The following is an 18,218-nucleotide window of genomic DNA, read 5'->3' as shown; positions in this document are numbered from 1 at the left end:
GTTCAAAGACCGCGGGAGACTAGCGCGACATAATTAGATTTTCGTCGCTGCAACCAGCGCGCATTTGGCCGCGCTGACGTTAACGTTGACGAATCCGACATGGACCGCCACGAAGGTCTTCCGGCTGCGCGACCCGACTTGGCCGGGCACGATCCGTCGGCGGTCGGTGACGTGACCACCGTCCCGCCGGCTGAAGGCGCAGGTGATTTCGATGTCCTTGATTGCGAAACTGTTGGCATTCCGTAGCGTGAAGGTCACCAGCGCCTTCGATCCAAGACCGCCGCGCCGCCAGGACTGGGAACTGATCCGCAGGCCGGACAGAGCCGCCGGGTCGAGCGCAGGGGATGACGCAGGCGGCATCGTCGGCGACAGGCTGGCATTCGCGTCCATGACGTTCCGGCCGGAGCCGACCACGGGGGACGAATCGGGGTGCGGATTGGATGCATCCGCCAGACTGGGCACCACGGGCGAGAGCCGACGCGACGTCTCAGTCCCGTCTTCGTCTCCTTCGTAGCCGCTGCTCGGGGGGGCCGATCCGACCCGCGTGAGGCTGGGGTCGGCCACCTCCTCCTCTTCGACCGACATGATCAGCCACCCGACTGTGCTGAACATGACCAGCGCGAAGATCGCCAACCCCGACACGGCGGCCCCCAAAGGGATGGACGCTCCGTCGCTTCGGCGCATGGCCAGCGACGCCGCGGCATCGGGCTTGCGTCCCAATAAACGAGAGAGACCCGCGCTCATGTCTGCACCATCGGCTGCCCGGCGGGGGCATCTGGAAGCTTCAATCGGCAAGCATCGATAGGGTTGCATGCAAAGCCGACAATTGGAGGGCAGGCCCGGATACCGGTCGGTCGGCCGGGCTGGCGCGGCCGCTGACAGACCGGTAGACATCCGCACAGTTGCCGACACCTCAAGAAACGCCGCCCCGCCGCGGGCGGTTCACTCTTTCGAAAGATCTCGACGATGTTGAATGTCACGTGGGACCACATCCATCTCCGCAGCCCGGACCCGGAAGCCACCGCCAGCTGGCTTCGCGACATTCTCGGCGGCGAGATCATCCGCAATCCCGGCCGCATCGACGTCAGGCTCGGCGGTGCCAGCGTGTTCATCGCCAAGGTCGAGCCGGGCGACGGCGTCAACGCGCCGCCTGTGACGCCGCACCAGGGCCTCGATCATTTCGGCCTCACCGTGAAGGACATCGACGCCGCGGCCGCCGAGCTCAAGGCCAAAGGCGTCACCTTCACGACCGAGCCGACCACGATCCGCCCCGGTGTTCGCATCTGCTTCATCCGCGGGCCGCAGGGCATTTCCATCGAGCTCCTGGAGCGCGACAAGAAATACGTCTGACCGCCGCCCCGCACGGCTACGTCATGCTGCCCGGCATGAAGCAGCGAATCTGAAGGCCCTGATAGCCGCGCATCGGCCATACCATGGTGCGGCCGACACGGTTGGGCTCGGTGATGACTGCGTCGTCGGGAACATCGAGCCATTCCCCCTCGATACGGACGCGGTAGTGACCGCCCCTGCTCTCCCAGTCGACATCGCTGACGGCGCTGCCGTCGGCGTCAGAGCAGCATGGGCCCTTGCCGCTGCGCAGACCGTCGAACCATGCCTTGATCTCCGGCGACGAGTTCGCATACTGGCCGCGATCACGCGCCAGTGACGGTGGCGCGGCGAGTGCGATCAACAGCGCCGCACTGCTGACTTGGACAGGCGGCTTCCATCGCGCGACCGCCTGCCGCCTCGAACCCGTGTTGCTGATGTCGGCACGATCAGCGCGATGCGGCCCATGGCCGCGGGACACGATCCATTTGCTCATTTCCATCTGGTCCATCTGGCTCCTGCACCACCCCAGGGTGCGCGGGATGGAAATGCATCAACCGGGCCAGATTTCGATTCGATCTCGGCTTCGTGAGAGTCAATCCGGGGGGTTACGCAGATCTCCCTACTCGGCCGCCTGCTCGAGAGGTGCGACCCGCGGCAGAATGATCTGGATGCGCGTGCCCGCGCCAGGCTCGGAGTCCAGATCGAGCCGGCCGCCGAGCCGGCTGGTCACGATGCTGTAGACGATGTGAAGGCCCAGGCCGGTGCCGCCCTGGTCGCGGCGCGTCGTGAAGAAAGGATCGAAGGCGCGGCGGCGGACGTCGAGCGACATGCCGCAGCCATTGTCGGAAAAGACGATCTCGACATTGTCGCGGCCGGACTCCCGCGCCCTGATTTCGATCACACCGCTCCTGCCGTCCGGAAACGCGTGCGCGACCGCATTGAGGAACAGATTGGTCAGGACCTGCCCGTAAGGCCCGGGGTAGCTGTTCATCACCAGATCGGGCTGGCAATCCACGTTCACCGTCAGGTTCTGTCTGCGCACACCCGGGCGCAGGCTCATCACCACCTGCTCGGTGAGATCGGCGAGATCGAAGGTGCGCTGATCGGAGTAGTTGCGGTCCGCTGCAACCTGCTTGAACGACTGGATCAGTTCGGCCGCGCGATTGAGGTTGGCGACGAGCTGCCCCGCGGCGCTGCGGCTCATCTCGATGAACTCGTTGAGGCTCGACCGCCGCAGCTCACCCCGGGTGACCGCCTCGCCGAAGCGCTCGGTCTTGCGCTCGAGCGCGGAGGCGACCGTCAGGCTGATGCCGACGGGGTTGTTGACCTCGTGGGCAACGCCGGCGACCATACGCCCGAGCGCCGCGAGCTTCTCGGCTTCGATCAGCGAGGCCTGGGTGTCGCGCAGGTTCCGGAGCGCCGTCTCGGCGGCCTCCTTGGCCTTGCGCATCTCCAGTTCGCTCTTCTTGCGCTCGCCGATGTCGAGCGCCACCGTGACGATCTTGTCGACCTCGCCGTCGGCGTCGAGAAGCGGCAGCTTGTTGACCAGCCATTGCCGCATGACGTTGCATGAATCGAGGTATTCCTCCTCGTAGAACCCGAGGCCGGCCTTCGTCGCCAGCACGCGCTTGTCGTTCGAGTCCGTCTTGTTCGCGCCGTAGCGCGACATCAGCTCGCCCGTGGTGCGGCCGAGCGCATCCTCGGGCTCGACGTTGAAGATGCCGGCCATGTAGCGGTTCATCAGGACATAGCGCAGCTCGCGATCCTTGACGTTGATCACCGCCGGCACCGTGTCGATGACCTGCTGCAGCAATCGCCGGCCTTCAGCGATCGCGTCCTCGGCGCGCTTCTGATCCGTGATGTCGCGGACCACGCCTTCGTAGCGAACCACCTCGCCGTTCTCATCCCGCACCACCGTGCCGCTGTCGGAAAGCCAGCGGATCTCGCCGGTGCGCCGCCGCACCTGGTATTCGAACTCGCGCACCATGCCGTCGCGCCGCATCAGCCGCTGATAGCGTTCGCGCGCCAGGGGATGGACATAGATCGTATCCGCGATGTCGTTGACGCTCTGGATCAGCTCGCTCGCGGATTCGTAGCCCATGATGCGCGCGAGCGCCGGATTGGCATTGAGCACGAGACCACTCGGTGTGGTCACATAGATGCCGTCGATCGAAGCTTCGAACAGCTTGCGATAGCTCTCCTCGGCCAGCCGCTGCTCGGCCAGCGCGCGGACCGCCGCCTCACGCGCCGCGTCGGCATCCTGCAAAGTCTGCCGGAAGACTTCCGCCGCCCGCGCGATGTCGCCGATCTCGTTCTGAACGTCGGTCTGCGGGATCGACGCCGCCTTTTCGCCCGCCGCCAGCGCCCTGATCGAGCGCGCGATCGAGGCCAGCGGCCGCACGGTGCGCCGGACCACGAAGGACGCAGCGAAGATGCCGATCAGAACGCCCGCCGTGCCGAAGATGATGCTTTGCCATTTCGTCTCCGCCAAGGTGCGGGCGAAGTCGCGCGACAGCACCTTGCCCTGGCTTGCGCTCAGGGCGCGCAGCAACTCGGTGACCCGGCCGATCAGTCGCCCCTCGATGCCCAGCACCTCCTTGTCGAGGCGCGCGATCTCGTCCTCGGTGCCGGCAATGGCGATGATCGCCTCGGCATACCGGTCGGCGGCCGCACGAAGCGCGCTGTCCTCGATCGGCATTGCGCGCATGCTGCGGGCGGCCTGCTCGGCGCCAGCCGGGTCGCGCGCCAGCAGCGCCGCGCCGACCTGATTCTGCACCTGGAACAAGGCCCGCGCCGTGGCGCGATCAGTCAGGCCGGCGATGGCGTCCTCGAAGCTCTCGCGCGCCGCCGGCAAACCCGACAGCAGCTCGGCACGCCGCGCGATCAGCGCGCTGATGCGGTCGATGCCTTCGCGGTAATTGGCGAGCCGCTGGGCAACGCCGTCGATGGTCGCCTGCTGCTCCGGTGCGAGCTGCAGGCGCGTCTTCTTCAGGAGCGCGCTGAGCTCCGTCGCCGCCTCCATGGCACGGTCGGAGCGCGAGCCGGGATCGGTGACGAAATCGCGCGCCGCGAGCCGCAGCTCGTTCATGCGCTGGTCGATCTCCTCGGCGAGATCGCCGACGCCCTGCAGCCGCTGCAACTCGGCAAAGGTCGAATCGATATGCCGAATGGCGATCACGCTCGCCATGCTGGTCGCGGTGATAACGGCAAGCAGCAGCAAAAAGCTGCCAAAGATCATCCGCCCGATCGTCATCGATCGGAGGCTGCTGCAGGCCGTGTCGAGGTCCGGTAATCTACTCATGGGATCCGATGGTCGGAACCGCACTATATACGAGCCGCTGGGCGGCCAAATGAACATATAGAGAACAATTTTCGTCCGCGCATCATCCGCCGGACGAAAAATAGCCTGTGCGGTTAACCGGCCGCACCGAACTCGAACACCTCCCCATCATAGCCCGCCTCGCGCGGAATGCGCAGCTGGCGACCGCCCTCGGCGGTCTTGGTCATGACCGGCATCACGGTGACGATGTCCATGTCCCGCGCCGCCGCCAGGGCGTCGGCCACCGCGGGCTGCTTGCCGAGCCGGATCAGGTTGCGCGTGGTCGGGAACGGCAGCTTGAACCGGCCGTCCTCGCCGCCAGCCAGCGCCTCGCGCGGCGAGACCCAGACGGAGTCGGTCGATTCCCGGCCGTCATGGGCGCCGAGTTGGTCCGGCGGCGCCGCCGCCAGAAAGAACCAGGTGTCGAAGCGTTTCGGCATGCCCTCGGGCGTGATCCAATGGGCGTAGGGAACGAGCGCATCGAGCGCCAGCACCAGACCGTGAGCTTCCAGAACCTGGAGAAAGCTGATCTTGCCCTCGCACAGTGCCAGACGATGCGCCGCCTCGATGTCGCGAGCGGCAGCGGCATCGATCAGCGCGTCCGATCGGCGCAGCCGCGCCAGCAGGATGCCGCTCTCCTCGAAGGTCTCGCGCACCCCGGCGATGCGGAAGCCGAGCGCCTCGGCTTCAAGACCCTCGTCGCCGGCATAGAGCTCCGGCCTGCCGGCGATCTCCTGATCGCCTCTGTCGACGCTACCGCCGGGAAACACCAGGGCGCCCGAGTTGAACTCGATCTGATGGTGACGCACCATCATGAACACCTCGATCTCGCGCGCGACTGCGCTGTCGCGCAGCAGCAGCACGGTCGAGGCGGGACGGACGGCGGCAGCGTCAGCCATGGTCACTCCGCGGCGGTGGCACGAGGTTGCAGATTGGCACGCGCGTCGTAACGCGCCACGCGCGACAAGAGATAGTCGACCTCGGCCCTGGCCGCGGCCGTGATCGCGGAGGCCGGCTTGCGCTGCGCGCTGGAGGCGATCGCGCCGCGCTTCTGCAGCACGTATTTGCGCACGGCGAGCCCTGCCCCCGGCTGCTGCTCGTAGCGCACCAGCGGCAGATGCGCGTCGAACAGGTCATGCGCGGCGTCGCGCTTGCCCGCCTGCGACAGCTTGACCACGTCGACCAGCATTTCAGGGAAGGCATAGCCGGTCATGGCACCGTCGGCGCCGCGCTCCATCTCGAAGTCGAGGAACAGGCCGCCATTGCCGCACAGGATCGACAGCGGCCGCAGCGAGCCGTCCTTCTGGAACGCGCGCAGCGTCGAGATCTTCTCCAGGCCCGGCCAGTCCTCATGCTTGAGCATCACGCAGGAGGGGCTGTCCATGACGATCTTGCGGATGACGGCCGGCGTGAACTGGACGCTCAGCGTCAGCGGGTAGTCCTGCAGCACCCACGGAATGTCCTCGCCGATGGCCTCCTGGGCCTGCTTGAAATAGCCCGTGATCTGATCATCGGTGCGCAGGCTCGGCGGCGGCGCGATCATCACGCCGGCAGCGCCCGCATCCATCGAGGCGCGCGCCAGCGCGCGCATGGTGGCAAAACCCGGCGCGGAGACACCGACGATGATCTGCAGGTTCTTGGCCCGCTTGGCAAAGCGCACTGCAACCTGCTCGGATTCAGCGGCGTCCAGCTTCGGCGCCTCGCCCATGATGCCCAGCACGGTGATGCCGTCGCAGCCGGCCTCGGCATAGAAATCGACCAGCCGGTCGATCGAGGCCTCGTCGATGCGACCGTCATCATGGAACGGCGTCGGCGCGATCGCGAAGGTGCCTTTGGCGGCGGCGGTGAGCTTCATCTCGTCTGGTCTCCAATCTCTCTGGCGTCATTCCGGACGCGCCAGGCGCAGGCCCGGAATGACGACCTGAATACATCAAAACCGCCGTGCGGACTTGGCTATATCGGCCTCCGAAAAGAATATCTCCTCTGCATGGGCGGCGATGTCCTCCGCTTTCCACGCCGACGACGGCGGTTTCCAGCCGTCCATTTCCATCATACGCAACTCGCGCACGCCGCGCGGACCGGACACGCCGAGCACCTTGCCGGTCTGATCCCCCGAGAGTCTGCTGACCATGTAGAGCACGGCTGGCGCGATGCCCTCGGGCGTCAGCGCCGCGCCCGGGTTTTCCTTGTAGCGCGGCAGGTCCGCGGTCATGCGGGTCAGTGCGCCCGGCGCCAAGGTCCACACCCGGATGTTGTACTTGCGTCCCTCGATCGCCAGCACGTTCGACAGGCCCCAGATACCGCCCTTCGCGGCGCCGTAATTGGACTGGCCGAAATTGCCGATCAGGCCCGAGGTCGAGGAGGTGTTGACGATGACGCCGCCGCCATTGTCGCGCATCCAGCGGAACACGGGAAGCGTGCAGCAGAACGTGCCCTTGAGGTGCACCTGGACCACCTTGTCCCAGTCGGCCTCGCTCGACTTGGCGAAGGTCTGGTCGCGCAGGATGCCGGCATTGTTGACCAGGATGTCGGCCCGACCGAAATGGCGGATGGCATCGTCGAACACCGACTGGCCGCCGGCCATGGTCGAGACGTCGGCGCCGTTGGCGACGGCGCGGCCGCCTTCAGCGGTGATGGCCGCCACCACCTGCTCGGCCATCGACAGGTCCGAGCCGGAGCCGTCGCGCGGGCCACCGAGGTCGTTCACGACCACCGCCGCGCCTTCGCGTGCGAATAGTTTTGCATAGGCCTCACCGAGACCGCCACCTGCGCCGGTGATCAGCGCCACCTTGCCGTCGAGCAGTCCCATGGGTGTCTCCTCCTGCGCCGTGTCTTTTGTTGCCCGTCATGGCCGGGCTTGACGGCAACTAACAGACGTGCCTCACATGGCAATAATCAACCCAGCACGGTCTTGCCGTTCTTGATCACGGTGACGTTCCGCTCCTTCACCCGCGCCTCGAACGAGATCACGTCGCCGTCCTTCCACAGATCGACCGTCACGGTCTCGCCGGGAAACACCGGCGAGGAGAACCGCGCCGCGTGCTGCCGGAACGCTGACGCGTCGTAGTCGGCATAGGTCTGCAGCACGGCCCGGCAGGTCAGGCCATAGGTGCACATGCCGTGCAGGATCGGCCGCGGGAAGCCGGCGCGGCGCGCGAACTCGGGGTCGGAGTGCAGCGGGTTGCGGTCGCCGCACAGGCGGTAGATCAGCGCCTGGTCGGGCCGCGTCGAAATCTCGACGCTGCGGTCGGGTGCACGCGACGGCACCGGATGCGGCTCCGGGATGCCGCCCGAGGGACCGCCGAAACCGCCATCGCCGCGGGCGAAGCGCGAGGCCACCAGCGTCGCCAACGGAGCGCCGCTCTCGTCGCGCAGGATCGTCTGATGACGGATCACGGCGCCCTTGTCCTTGCCCTTGTCGGACACCGCGAGCACGGAGGAATCGGCGGTGATCTTCGCGGCGGTCGCCAGCGGCTTGTGAAAGGTGATGTCGCGCTCGCCGTCGACGACCAGCACGCGGTTCAGCTTCATGTCGCCGGGGCTTGCGCCCCAGGCGGCGACGGAGGCAAAGGTCGGCACCACCTTCAGTGGACGCGGCTCGGCCGTGGCCTCGTTGACGAAGGCAAGCTCCTTCTCGTCCATCGGATCGGCCCCCATGCCGATGCCGTAGGCGTAGAGCATCACCTCGCGATCGGTGTAGGCGTAGTTCTGCCCGATCGCCTTCATCGCCATCAGCTCATCGTAGTTGATCGGCATGTTGCCTCCCCAAACCTCGTTCTTTGTAGGGTGGGAAAAGCGAAGCGTGCCCACCGCCTTTCTTAGTAGAACGGTGGGCACGGCGCTCTGCACCTTTGCCCACCCTACGCACTCGTCGTGGAGCACACCGCTCGTTCCGCATCCGTCATTGCGAGCGGAGCGAAGCAATCCAGGGCTGCGCAAGGACTCTGGATTGCTTCGTCGCTTCGCTCCTCGCAATGACGCGTGGATGCATCTTTGCTCCCTCTCCTAAACCGGCGTGAAGAACGGCAGCGGGGCGCCGTCGGTCGGCTTGAACACCACCTTCACCTTCTGGCCGATCTTCAACGCGTCGAAATCGCAATCGACGAAATTGGTCTGCAGCGACGGGCCCTCCTTCAAGGTGACGTAGCCGATCGCGTAAGGGCCGGTCGGCGACTTCCGCATGATCGAGAACGTGTAGATTTCCCCCTCGCCCGCGCTCTGCTCCCACACCGTCTGGTCCGAGAAGCAGAACGGACAGATCGAGCGCGGAAAATAATGCGCCTCGCCACAGGCCGTGCAGCGCTTGATCATGAACTTGCCCTCGGCCGCGGCATCCCAGAACGCCTTGGTCTCGGGATTGGTGATGGGGGCCGGCAGTTTCTTCGCCTCGGACATCAGACGCGCTCCAGAATGCAGGTCGAGGCGGCGTGGCGCACGCCGAGCAGGCCGCCGGTGCCATGGGCGATGGCGAGATCGCAGTTTTGCACCTGCACCTTGGGATGGGCTTCGCCGCGCAGCTGGCGCACGGCCTCGATCACCTTGGTCATGCCGCCGCGGTTGACGGGATGGTTGCTGCAGAGGCCGCCGCCATCGGTGTTGAACGGCAGCTTGCCGACACCGGAGATGAGATTGCCGTCGGCGACGAACTTGCCGCCCTCACCCTTCTTGCAGAAGCCGAGATCCTCGAGCTGCATCAGCACGGTGATGGTGAAGCTGTCATAGATCGAGGCGTATTTGATGTCCTTGGGGGTCACGCCCGCTTCCGCGAAGGCGCGCGGGCCGGACCACACACCGGCGGAATAAGTGAGATCGAGGTCCTTGCCGCCGCGCGGCCCCTTCATCGCCTCGCCATGGCCGATGAGACGCACCAGCGGCTTCTTCAGACTCCTGGCGATCTCCGGCGTGGTCACGATCAGCGCGCCGCCGCCGTCGGTGACGACGCAGCAATCCATGCGGTGCAGCGGATCGGAGATCATCGGCGAGTTGATCACGTCCTCGACCGTGACGACCTCCTTCAGCATCGCATGCGGATTGTACTGCGCATGATGCGAGGCCGCGACCTTGATCCAGGCGAGCTGCTCCGACGTGGTGCCGTAATCGTGCATGTGGCGCATCGCGCACATGCCATAGGCGTTGTGGGTGGTGGCGCCATAGGCCATCTCGAAATCGGCCTCGGCGCCAGCGGCACGCGGCGGCATCGGCCCGGTGCGCGGCTTGCCGGCCAAGGTGATCAGCGCGATCGAGCATTTGCCGGCGGCGATGGCCTCGGCGGCATGGCCAACATGGATGAGATAGGAGCAGCCGCCGGTCTCGGTGGAGTCGATGTGCCGGACCTTCAGCCCGAGATAGTCGACCATCGGCCACGCGCCGCCCGGCGCATCGCCGGCGCAGAAATAGCCGTCGACATCCTTCGCGCTGAGACCCGCATCCTCGAGCGCGCCCTTGGCGACCTCGGCATGCAGCTGCGCGGTGGATTTGTCGGGTGCATGCCGGGTCGGATGCTCATAGATCCCGGCAATGTAGGCCTTGCCCTTGATGGTCAACTCCGTCTCCGCTTCCTGTCGTTTCGTCCCGGGTGGTTGGAGATTTTTTGGACCGTTGGATAGAGCTTGGCAAGCGTGGAAAATATTCCGCAGGGTGGAGATGGTCGCACCCCAGCGACATATTTCGATGTTGCACGCGACAGCGCCCACGCGGTCATCGTCCGGCTGACCGGACGTCCAGTCGTCCAGGGATCGCAACGATTGAATCGAGACGCCGCGGCGTACTCGATCGCCCGTTCAAGCCGGGCGATGACATCTGAGTGCGTGGTCGGCCTCTTGCAAAAGCCGCGCTTTCTCGTTCCCGCGACAGATCCTGCCCGAGTCATGCTCATCTCGTTTGCCCTCATCAAGTCGGAGGGCGCAGGGAAGGCCAGGCGTCGGCTGACGCCTGCGGCCCGCCTGCGAAAAAAATGCAGGCGGCAGGTACCACAGGTGCAGCCGAGAACGCCCGGCCTTCCCTGCGCGATGGTCTTAACGCTTATACGCAGTCTGCCTGGTGCGCCGGGCTTGTTGGCCACCATTGCCCGCGCGGCGCGCAAGCGCCGTCGCGAACGTAGCACCAGCGTCGGGGTGCCAGCACGCTGCGACTTCGCGTCCGCGGCCTCGCCGTTCGTCCGCGCATCCAGGGACACGCTGCGGCAAAACCACGGCCATCGCTCCCCGCCCCGCGTGTCGTGACGATCGCGCGCTACGCCCCTCCGTACCGAGGCGGGATACGCACAATAGAGCATGATTTCTGATATTCGTAAAGAGAAATCTTTGGGCTGGAATGGTGCTTGCAGAACCGCTCCAACGAAGCAGCCGAGATATTCCAAACCGCTCTGCGGTCGCTACCGCACGACAACAAGGGCGGCGCCGGAGAATAGCGTTTCAGAGATCAGCGGCAACACGGCTCGAGCTGCACGCCTGCTGCCTACAGGTTGTTCGCCCCCGACGGCCCATGCTATCAACACCGTCAAGCGCCGATTTGACCATCAGCTTGCGGGCGCGTCTCAAAATGCAGCTAAAGCGAACGGGTCCCGCATGGAAAATCCCTGCCGGCCGTTCTCTGAACGGAGGCTCCCATGCGGTTTGCGGCCATTGCCGACATTCACGGAAATTCCGACGCGCTGGCCGCGGTCCTGAAGGACATTGCGGCGCTCGGCATCGATGAGGTCGTCAATCTCGGTGATCATCTCAGCGGCCCGCTCGAACCGGTTCGAACGGCGGAGATGCTGATGGCGCGGGACTTTCCGTCGATCCGGGGCGATCAGGACCGGCACATGATCGATCTCTATCGTGCGGGAGACACGGGGCGCAGCGACGTCCGCGCCCTCGATCAGGTGCATGTCGGCTGGTTGGCGGCGCAGCCGGCGACGCTGATCTATCACGACGACGTCTTCCTGTGCCATGCCGCGCCGGACGACGACGCCGTGTTCTGGCTCGATGAGGTCACCGCCTATGGCACGCTGCGTCAGAGCCCCCTTGCGCGTATCGAAGCACGGGCCGCCGGCATCGATGCCTCGCTGATCCTGTGCGGACACAGCCACATTCCGCGCATTGTCCGGCTCAGCGATGGCCGGCTCGTCGTCAATCCCGGCAGCGTCGGGCTACCCGGCTATCGCGGCCGCCCTCCGCACGGCTACCACGTCGAGACCGGGACGCCCGATGCCTGCTATGCGATCGCGGAGCAACGGCTTGGACGGTGGTCGCTGACAATCCGCTATGTGCCGTACGATCCCGCGCCGATGGCGGCACTCGCACGACGCAAGGGCATGCACGACTGGGCGAATGCCATCGCGACCGGCTGGGTCGGGTGACGGCCGTCGCCGGCCCTCATCGCAGGGCGTGTCGGCGCCGGCGCGATTGAGCCGGCCGGGGGTCAGACAACAAGCAGCACACCGGACAGCAGCAGAATGCTCAGGATGAGCCTCCTGAACAAGGTGTCGTTGACCCTGCGGAAGGCGAAGATGCCGAGCGCCGTGCCGGCGAGCAGAGCCGGAATGCTCAGCGCGAGATCGACGATCACCCTCGACGACAGGTCCTGCCGGGCCAGCATCATCCCCAGCGAGGCGATCTGCATCACGGCAATGAAGGGCTGCACTAGGCCGCGCTGGTCGGTTTTCGGCAGGCCGTGCATCTCGCACCAGATGGTCGGCAGTGCTCCGGGCATCGCGGTCAGGCCACCGATCAGACCGCCGCCGAATCCGACGATCGCCGTGCGATGTCTGCTCATGCGTCGAACGCTGCCGAGGCCGGGCTTGAACAGCATGGTGGCGGCGTAGATCGCAATCGTCGCTCCGAACACCTGCTGAAACAGCCGGGCGTCCGCGTTGTGCAGCAGCCAGAGCGCCAAGGGCACGCCGAGCAGCCCGCCCAGGATCAGGACCAGGCTGTCCTTCCACCGGATGCTGTTGCGCAACGCCCACAGATTCGTCGCCTGCACGCCGACGCTGCACGCCATCATCAGCGGCACCGCCTCCAGCGGTTGCAGACCATGCAGCAGGATCGCGCCGGCCACGGCCGAGAAGGCAAATCCGGCCAATCCGGAAACGAAGGCGCCAGAGAACACGGCGGCGCTGAGCAACAAGAAAGAGGCAAGCCCGGGCATGAATATCTCCGGCTGATGAGGGTTGAAATGAGCGAGCTTCAATCGTGGGATGGGAGCGTCGAAACCGGCTTCGCCTGCGTGCCGTCCCGCATGGCAGCACCTCGCAGGATCGCACCGGCGACAACGTGCAGGAGCAGAAAGATGGCGAGGACGCTCGCCGCCAGCGCCGCCTGCGGCGTGATCGACAGCTTGCGCCGCGGCGGGGTCTCGTTGGCCTGCATCTCCGTCACCTCCAGCTACTGCTGTCAGGCTGGTAGCACCGCGACGTCCCCTGGCCGTCCCTTGTGCCGTGATCCCGGAGCTCGTCACGAAGGCGTGTTCGGCGGCGGAGTCTTGTTTGCTCGCCGTGCGGCTGCTGTCGCGCACGACGCGATCGGTCGCTCCCACCGAGGCCGGCGAGCGTCTGCTGCACCGGATCGGGCCGCGGTCCGAGAAGATCGAAAGCGAGCTCGTCGGGCAGACCACACCCGCCTTCGCGGTTCTGTGCGAGGCGCTACGCCATCGCGCCTGACCGGCGAAGGATTCCGCTTGACTAATCCATAACCAACCGGTTATGCGTCAATCCATAACCAATGAGTTATGGATCGAATGCCGCGCTCTCCCGACATGCTGTTCCGAACGCTTGCCGACCCGACGCGGCGCGCCATCTTCGAAGGCCTGTGCCGGCATGGCGAGCAGACCGTCGGGGCGCTGACGGCCAAGGCCGGCGTATCGCAGCCGGCGGTGTCGAAGCATCTCGGCCTGCTCAAGCAGGCGGGCCTGGTGCGGGAGCGTCACGAAGGCCGCCAGACGCATTACCGCGCGCAACCCAAGGCGCTGGCGCCGCTGCTCGACTGGACGAGCCGGATGGCTGCGTTCTGGGAGAGCCGGTTCGACCAGCTCGACACTCTGCTCAACAGGATGGATCAATGAGCTCACCCGCGCCAGAAACCCGCACCGTCGTCGTCGAGCGCGAATTCGCGCATCCGCCCGAAAAACTCTGGCGCGCGCTGACGCAGCCGCATCTGATCGCGGAGTGGCTGATGACCAACGACTTTGCGCCGTCGGTCGATCATCGCTTCAAGCTGAAGGCCGACTGGGGCGTCGTCGACTGCCAGGTCGTGACCATCGAGCCGCACAAGACGTTGTCCTACACCTGGGCGGCGGCCGGCCTCGACAGCGTCGTGACCTGGACGCTGACGCCGACCGCCTTGGGCACGCACCTGCGCATGGAGCAGACCGGCTTCGCAGCCGACCAGACCCGCGCCTATCAGGGCGCACGCTACGGCTGGCCGAAATTCTTCGATGCGCTCGAACAGAGCGTCGCGCGCCTCGGCTGAGGCGTGCGCATCACGACGTCATCAGGGGAGAAGCACTTGAACTGGAACAACACCGTCCGGCAGGTCCATCGCTGGGTATCAATCGCCTTCACGGTCGCCGTCATCGTCAACATCGCCGCGATGACGCAGACGCAAGCCCCGCTGTGGGTCGGCCTGCTGGCGCTGATTCCGCTCATCGTGCTGCTCGGCACGGGGCTGTATCTGTTCGCGCTGCCCTACGTCGCGACGAAGTTGACCGCCTCGCGGGTGGAGCGCTGAACGGGCAATCGCGCCCGGCGTTTTCCGGAGGGAGTCAAGCCTCTTGGCGATCCGGCAGGTCGAGCGTGCGTCAGCGAAGACGATCGCTGGCCGCCTCCAAGGAACGTCTTGCGTTCGCGGCCGAACCGCGCCCTATTGCCGCGTCTTCCGCCAACGAGGCTATTCTGACGTGAACGCTCTTACGCTCTTCAGCTTCGCCATCGTCGCCTTCATCGGGATCGCGACCCCCGGTCCGACGGTGCTGCTGGCCCTCACCAACGGCTCGCGTGTCGGTGTACGCCGCGCCTGGGCCGGCATCGCCGGCGCGGTGGCTTCGGACTTCATCCTCATCGGCGCCGTCGCGGTCGGCCTGGGCGCGCTGCTGGCCGCTTCCGAATTCTGGTTCTCGGTCGTGAAGTGGACCGGCGTGGCCTACCTCGCCTATCTCGGGCTGATGCTGCTGCGGTCCAGCGGGTCGATCGACCTTGCGGCGTCCGCAGACGGCAAGGACGGGTCACGACAGCCGCACGCGCTGTTTCTGAAAAGCTTCCTCGTCGCGATCACCAATCCAAAGGGCTATCTGTTCTTCTCGGCATTCCTGCCGCAGTTCGTGGTGCCGTCCGCGCCGCAGCTGCCGCAATATCTCACGCTGGCCCTCACCTTCGCGATGCTCGATGTCCTGATCATGCTCGCCTACGCGAGCGCGGGCTCGCAAGCGATGCGTTTCCTCAAGCGCTCCGGTGCCCTCTGGCTCGATCGCATCTGCGGCGGCGCGCTGCTGAGCCTTGCCGGCGCCCTTGCGCTTTACCGGCGAGCCGGCCCCTGACCCGGCCGCGCGTCGCGGTCGTCCACCTACTCCGCCGACCGCCGCATGTGGCGCTCGGTCACCGTGCGCATCGTCACCAGCTCCTCCGCGGCCGAGGGATGCCTGGCGCCAACCTCAATCGCACGAGCTTATACGTCCGTCGCGGGAAGAGAAAAGCACGGCATCACGAAGGCCGGTCTCGTGAAGCCCAGCCGGCGGTTCAAGGCCGCAGCAACCAGCAGAATGCCTCGCGCAGGATCTCGGTGCCGTTCGTCCGGTGCCAGGCGCCATGGGCGATCACGATCCGCTCGGGATGCCACGCCAGCATGGTCTCGACCGCGGCCCGCAACTCGGGTCGGTGCCGCCAGGTAAATGTCAGCCGGAGATCGCGCGGCAGGCCGCCATGCGGCGGACCGACGCCCCCGATCCAACTCAGGTAGCGCGCCAAGCCGGCACCGATCTTGGCCGGCTCGAAATTCTCCATCAGATCGGTCAGGATCAGCGTGCGCGAAGGGCGATGGAAGAACACGACCTCCGTCATATAGCTGCCGAGGACGGGCAAGGTCGCGATCTCATCATCCCAGGGATAGCCACCGCTGCGATCCAGTGGCCTGCCCTGGAATTCGATGCGGCCCTTCGCCTGCGCGCGAATGCCCGGCGCAAGATAGATCGCCGCGTCGGGAAAGGCCGCCTGCCAGTCGGGGATCCACCAATAGTGGATGCGATTCGGACCGATGATGTCGCGCACCCGGCCTTCCCGGTCGATCTCGGCCCGCAGCGCCGGCGTCAACGGCGTGGGCGAGTGGATGAACAGATCGCCGGAGGCGCATCGCACCACGGTCATGCGGGTGGGAAACGGAAATTTCAGCCCGGGAATGCCGAAGCGGATCACGGGCCCGTCGACGATCCAGATGTTCTCGGCAACGGGCTTCAGGGTGTTCAGCGGCGGATAGGTCGCAAGGCAATCATCCTGGGACATGCTGGTCGCTCTCCAACCGCTGAACGGTTCCAACGGCAGCAAGTCCGATCGGCCACGGTGTGGACCGTCGTCAGACCGTGAGCACTGGCCCACCGCAGTCGCTACGGACGCCGGCCGGGCACGAGCCCCAAAAGCGGTTGACGCCCTACTCCGCCGCCGGCCGCACGTGGCGCTCGGTCACCGTGCGCATCGTCACCAGCTCCTCGGCGGCGGAGGGATGCAGCGCGATGGTGGCGTCGAAATCGGCCTTGGTCGCCTTCATCTTGATGGCGATGGCCACCGCTTGCGTGATCTCGGCGGCCATGTCGCCGACGATGTGGCAGCCGAGCACGCGGTCGGTCGCGCCATCGACGACGAGCTTCATCAGAACGCGGGTGTCGCGGCCGGACATCGTCGCCTTGATCGGGCGGAAGTTCGTCTTGTAGATGTCGACGCGGTCGTACAGCTCGCGCGCCTGCGTCTCGGTGAGACCGACGGTGCCCACTTCAGGCTGGCAGAACACGGCCGTCGGAATGTCAGCGTGGTCGACGCGCACGGTCTTGCCGCCGAACACGGTGTCGGCAAAAGCGTGGCCCTCGCGGATCGCGACCGGCGTCAGGTTGAAGCGATGGGTGACGTCGCCGATCGCGTAGATGCTCGGCACCGAGCTCTGCGAGAACGCGTCCACCGCGATGCCGCCGTTCCTTGGATTGATGGCGACCCCGGCCTTCTCCAGGCCGAGATTGGCCACCGCCGGATGGCGGCCGATCGCGAACATCACCTTGTCGGAGGCGATGCTGGAGCCGTTCGACAGATGCGTGGTGTAGTCCTGGCCGTGCCTGTCGACGCTGGTGACCGTGCAGCCGGTCAGGATGGTGATGCCTTCCTTCTCCATCTCGGAGCGGACATGTTTGCGGACGTCCTCGTCGAAACCGCGCAGGATGTTGTCGCCGCGATAGACGACGGTCACGTCGGAGCCGAAATTGGCGAAGATGCAGGCGAATTCGAGCGCGATGTAGCCGCCACCCTGGATCACGATGCGGCGCGGCAGCTCGTCGAGATGAAACGCCTCGTTGGAGGAGATGACGTGCTCGATGCCGGGAATCGGCGTGCCGTGGTTGGGCGCGCCGCCGGTCGCGATGAGAATGTATTTGGCGCGGACGGTCTCGCCGGTCATCAGCCGCACGGTGTGGGCGTCCTCGAGCACCGCGCGGGTCTTGACGATCCTGGCGCCAGACTTCTCGACGTTGCTGGTGTAGGCCGCCTCGAGCCGGGCGATCTCCTTGTCCTTGTTCCTGATCAGCGTCGGCCAGTCGAAGGTCGCGGTCGGGATGGTCCAGCCGAAGCCGGCGGCATCGGCGATCTCCTGACGGACATGCGAGCCGATCACGAACAGCTTCTTAGGGACACAGCCGCGGATCACGCAGGTGCCGCCCATGCGATATTCCTCGGCGACCATCACGCGGGCGCCATAGCCGCTCGCGATGCGGGCGGCGCGCACGCCGCCCGAGCCGCCACCGATCACGAACAGGTCGACGTCGAATTCAGCCATCTCTCCCCCGACCTGGCCTTTCGGCCGCAAGCCTCAGATCGGCTTGTTGCGTTTGCGCATCTCGGCGCGGAACTGCGCGGTGACAGTGTCGGAAAATTCCGCCGCCCACAGGTTCATCGCCTGCATGCTCATCTGGATCGCCTTCGGCTCCGCCGCAAGCAGCTTCTGGCCGATGGCAGACTTGTAGAAGGCGACGAGGTTGGCGATCTCCTGGTCGGAGAACTCGTTGCAGTAGATCTGCGCCATCTTCTCGCCGATCTCCTTCTCCTTGCCGGCGTAGGTCTGCGCGACCACCACGGCGACCTCGTCGAGGTCCTTCTGGTAGTTGAGATTGGACTGCAGCAGCGCCTGCTTGGTCTGCTGCACGATGCCGGGGACGGCATTGGCGTACATCGCAGCCGCGTTCTTCATCCCCAGAATCTCGCGCGCGCCGGCCATGCAGGCGGGCGAGGCCGGCTTCAGCGCAGGTGCCTGGCCCTGCGCCGCAACCGGGCTTGCCGAGGCCAAGGCCAGCACGATTCCGGCGGCCGGCAAGATTCTGAACACGCTCTTCATTCCAAGTCTCC

General features: G+C 66.0%; 20 protein-coding genes and 1 pseudogene. 7 read left to right on the top strand and 14 right to left on the bottom strand.

Annotation, left to right across the window (positions count from 1 at the left end; translation table 11 throughout):
- Positions 1–33 precede the first annotated feature (33 nt).
- A complete protein-coding gene (locus ACQR0U_RS22135) occupies positions 34–744 on the bottom strand; it encodes a hypothetical protein (RefSeq protein WP_316175965.1) in 711 nt (236 codons plus the stop codon).
- 222 nt (positions 745–966) lie between these two features.
- Here ACQR0U_RS22135 and ACQR0U_RS22130 point away from each other — a divergent pair, with 222 nt between their 5' ends.
- Positions 967–1,350, top strand: a complete 384-nt coding sequence (locus ACQR0U_RS22130) for a VOC family protein (RefSeq protein ID WP_316175966.1) — start codon at positions 967–969, stop codon at positions 1,348–1,350.
- 16 nt (positions 1,351–1,366) lie between these two features.
- Here the strand turns inward: ACQR0U_RS22130 and ACQR0U_RS22125 are convergent, their stop codons facing one another.
- The 8 genes from ACQR0U_RS22125 to ACQR0U_RS22090 all read right to left on the bottom strand — a co-directional run bounded on the left by ACQR0U_RS22125 (position 1,367) and on the right by ACQR0U_RS22090 (position 10,191).
- The gene (locus tag ACQR0U_RS22125) at positions 1,367–1,828 is read right to left on the bottom strand and encodes a hypothetical protein (RefSeq protein ID WP_315752605.1); all 462 of its coding nucleotides are present in this window, start codon (positions 1,826–1,828) and stop codon (positions 1,367–1,369) included.
- Positions 1,829–1,948: 120 nt separating this feature from the next.
- Entirely contained in the window at positions 1,949–4,630 is a 2,682-nt protein-coding gene (locus ACQR0U_RS22120; protein WP_315827826.1) for a PAS domain S-box protein, read from the bottom strand.
- A gap of 113 nt (positions 4,631–4,743) precedes the next feature.
- On the bottom strand, positions 4,744–5,547 hold the full coding sequence (locus tag ACQR0U_RS22115) for an NUDIX hydrolase (protein WP_315717667.1): 804 nt from the start codon (positions 5,545–5,547) through the stop codon (positions 4,744–4,746).
- A gap of 2 nt (positions 5,548–5,549) precedes the next feature.
- Positions 5,550–6,503 (bottom strand): dihydrodipicolinate synthase family protein, encoded by a 954-nt coding sequence (locus ACQR0U_RS22110; RefSeq protein ID WP_315717666.1) that lies wholly within the window; start codon positions 6,501–6,503, stop codon positions 5,550–5,552.
- A gap of 75 nt (positions 6,504–6,578) precedes the next feature.
- Positions 6,579–7,457 carry an SDR family oxidoreductase gene (locus ACQR0U_RS22105; protein WP_434843856.1) on the bottom strand — a complete coding sequence of 293 codons (879 nt, stop codon included), beginning with the start codon at positions 7,455–7,457 and terminating at the stop codon, positions 6,579–6,581.
- A gap of 86 nt (positions 7,458–7,543) precedes the next feature.
- Positions 7,544–8,404 carry a MaoC/PaaZ C-terminal domain-containing protein gene (locus ACQR0U_RS22100; RefSeq protein ID WP_434843857.1) on the bottom strand — a complete coding sequence of 287 codons (861 nt, stop codon included), beginning with the start codon at positions 8,402–8,404 and terminating at the stop codon, positions 7,544–7,546.
- 249 nt (positions 8,405–8,653) lie between these two features.
- Positions 8,654–9,043, bottom strand: a complete 390-nt coding sequence (locus ACQR0U_RS22095) for a Zn-ribbon domain-containing OB-fold protein (protein ID WP_315752583.1) — start codon at positions 9,041–9,043, stop codon at positions 8,654–8,656.
- A complete protein-coding gene (locus ACQR0U_RS22090) occupies positions 9,043–10,191 on the bottom strand; it encodes a thiolase domain-containing protein (protein ID WP_315717662.1) in 1,149 nt (382 codons plus the stop codon). The genes ACQR0U_RS22095 and ACQR0U_RS22090 overlap by 1 nt, the downstream gene beginning before the upstream one ends.
- Positions 10,192–11,255: 1,064 nt before the next feature.
- On the opposite strand from ACQR0U_RS22090, the gene ACQR0U_RS22085 reads away from it, so the two are divergent.
- Positions 11,256–11,990, top strand: a complete 735-nt coding sequence (locus tag ACQR0U_RS22085) for a metallophosphoesterase family protein (protein ID WP_315717661.1) — start codon at positions 11,256–11,258, stop codon at positions 11,988–11,990.
- Between the two features lie 62 nt (positions 11,991–12,052).
- Here ACQR0U_RS22085 and ACQR0U_RS22080 read toward each other — a convergent pair whose 3' ends face one another.
- Positions 12,053–12,781 carry a sulfite exporter TauE/SafE family protein gene (locus ACQR0U_RS22080; protein ID WP_315752581.1) on the bottom strand — a complete coding sequence of 243 codons (729 nt, stop codon included), beginning with the start codon at positions 12,779–12,781 and terminating at the stop codon, positions 12,053–12,055.
- 38 nt (positions 12,782–12,819) lie between these two features.
- On the bottom strand, positions 12,820–13,002 hold the full coding sequence (locus tag ACQR0U_RS22075; protein ID WP_315752580.1) for a hypothetical protein: 183 nt from the start codon (positions 13,000–13,002) through the stop codon (positions 12,820–12,822).
- A gap of 119 nt (positions 13,003–13,121) precedes the next feature.
- On the opposite strand from ACQR0U_RS22075, the pseudogene ACQR0U_RS22070 reads away from it, so the two are divergent.
- From ACQR0U_RS22070 to ACQR0U_RS22050, 5 genes and pseudogenes are all read left to right on the top strand, one after another.
- Positions 13,122–13,235 (top strand): annotated as a pseudogene (locus tag ACQR0U_RS22070) (LysR family transcriptional regulator); the annotation flags it as partial.
- Between the two features lie 134 nt (positions 13,236–13,369).
- Positions 13,370–13,693 (top strand): ArsR/SmtB family transcription factor, encoded by a 324-nt coding sequence (locus ACQR0U_RS22065; RefSeq protein WP_315717658.1) that lies wholly within the window; start codon positions 13,370–13,372, stop codon positions 13,691–13,693.
- Complete coding sequence (locus ACQR0U_RS22060; RefSeq protein WP_315717657.1) at positions 13,690–14,100, top strand: SRPBCC family protein; 411 nt, start codon at positions 13,690–13,692, stop codon at positions 14,098–14,100. The genes ACQR0U_RS22065 and ACQR0U_RS22060 overlap by 4 nt, the downstream gene beginning before the upstream one ends.
- A 36-nt stretch (positions 14,101–14,136) precedes the next feature.
- Entirely contained in the window at positions 14,137–14,358 is a 222-nt protein-coding gene (locus ACQR0U_RS22055; RefSeq protein WP_315739639.1) for a hypothetical protein, read from the top strand.
- 169 nt (positions 14,359–14,527) lie between these two features.
- Positions 14,528–15,163: a LysE family translocator gene (locus ACQR0U_RS22050; RefSeq protein WP_315717655.1), complete on the top strand. Its 636-nt coding sequence runs from the start codon at positions 14,528–14,530 to the stop codon at positions 15,161–15,163.
- A 199-nt stretch (positions 15,164–15,362) separates the two neighbouring features.
- On the opposite strand, the gene ACQR0U_RS22045 is transcribed toward ACQR0U_RS22050, so the two are convergent.
- From ACQR0U_RS22045 to ACQR0U_RS22035, 3 genes are all read right to left on the bottom strand, one after another.
- Complete coding sequence (locus ACQR0U_RS22045) at positions 15,363–16,121, bottom strand: DUF4336 domain-containing protein (protein ID WP_316175971.1); 759 nt, start codon at positions 16,119–16,121, stop codon at positions 15,363–15,365.
- Positions 16,122–16,266: 145 nt separating this feature from the next.
- Positions 16,267–17,652, bottom strand: a complete 1,386-nt coding sequence (gene gorA / locus ACQR0U_RS22040; protein WP_316184337.1) for a glutathione-disulfide reductase — start codon at positions 17,650–17,652, stop codon at positions 16,267–16,269.
- A 33-nt stretch (positions 17,653–17,685) separates the two neighbouring features.
- A complete protein-coding gene (locus ACQR0U_RS22035; protein ID WP_315717652.1) occupies positions 17,686–18,207 on the bottom strand; it encodes a DUF2059 domain-containing protein in 522 nt (173 codons plus the stop codon).
- Between the last annotated feature and the right edge of the window lie 11 nt (positions 18,208–18,218).

Origin of the sequence: Bradyrhizobium sp. HKCCYLRH3097, assembly GCF_051167875.1 — a bacterium.
Taxonomy (GTDB): Bacteria; Pseudomonadota; Alphaproteobacteria; order Rhizobiales; family Xanthobacteraceae; genus Bradyrhizobium.
This window is presented reverse-complemented; position numbering and strand designations above follow the sequence as displayed.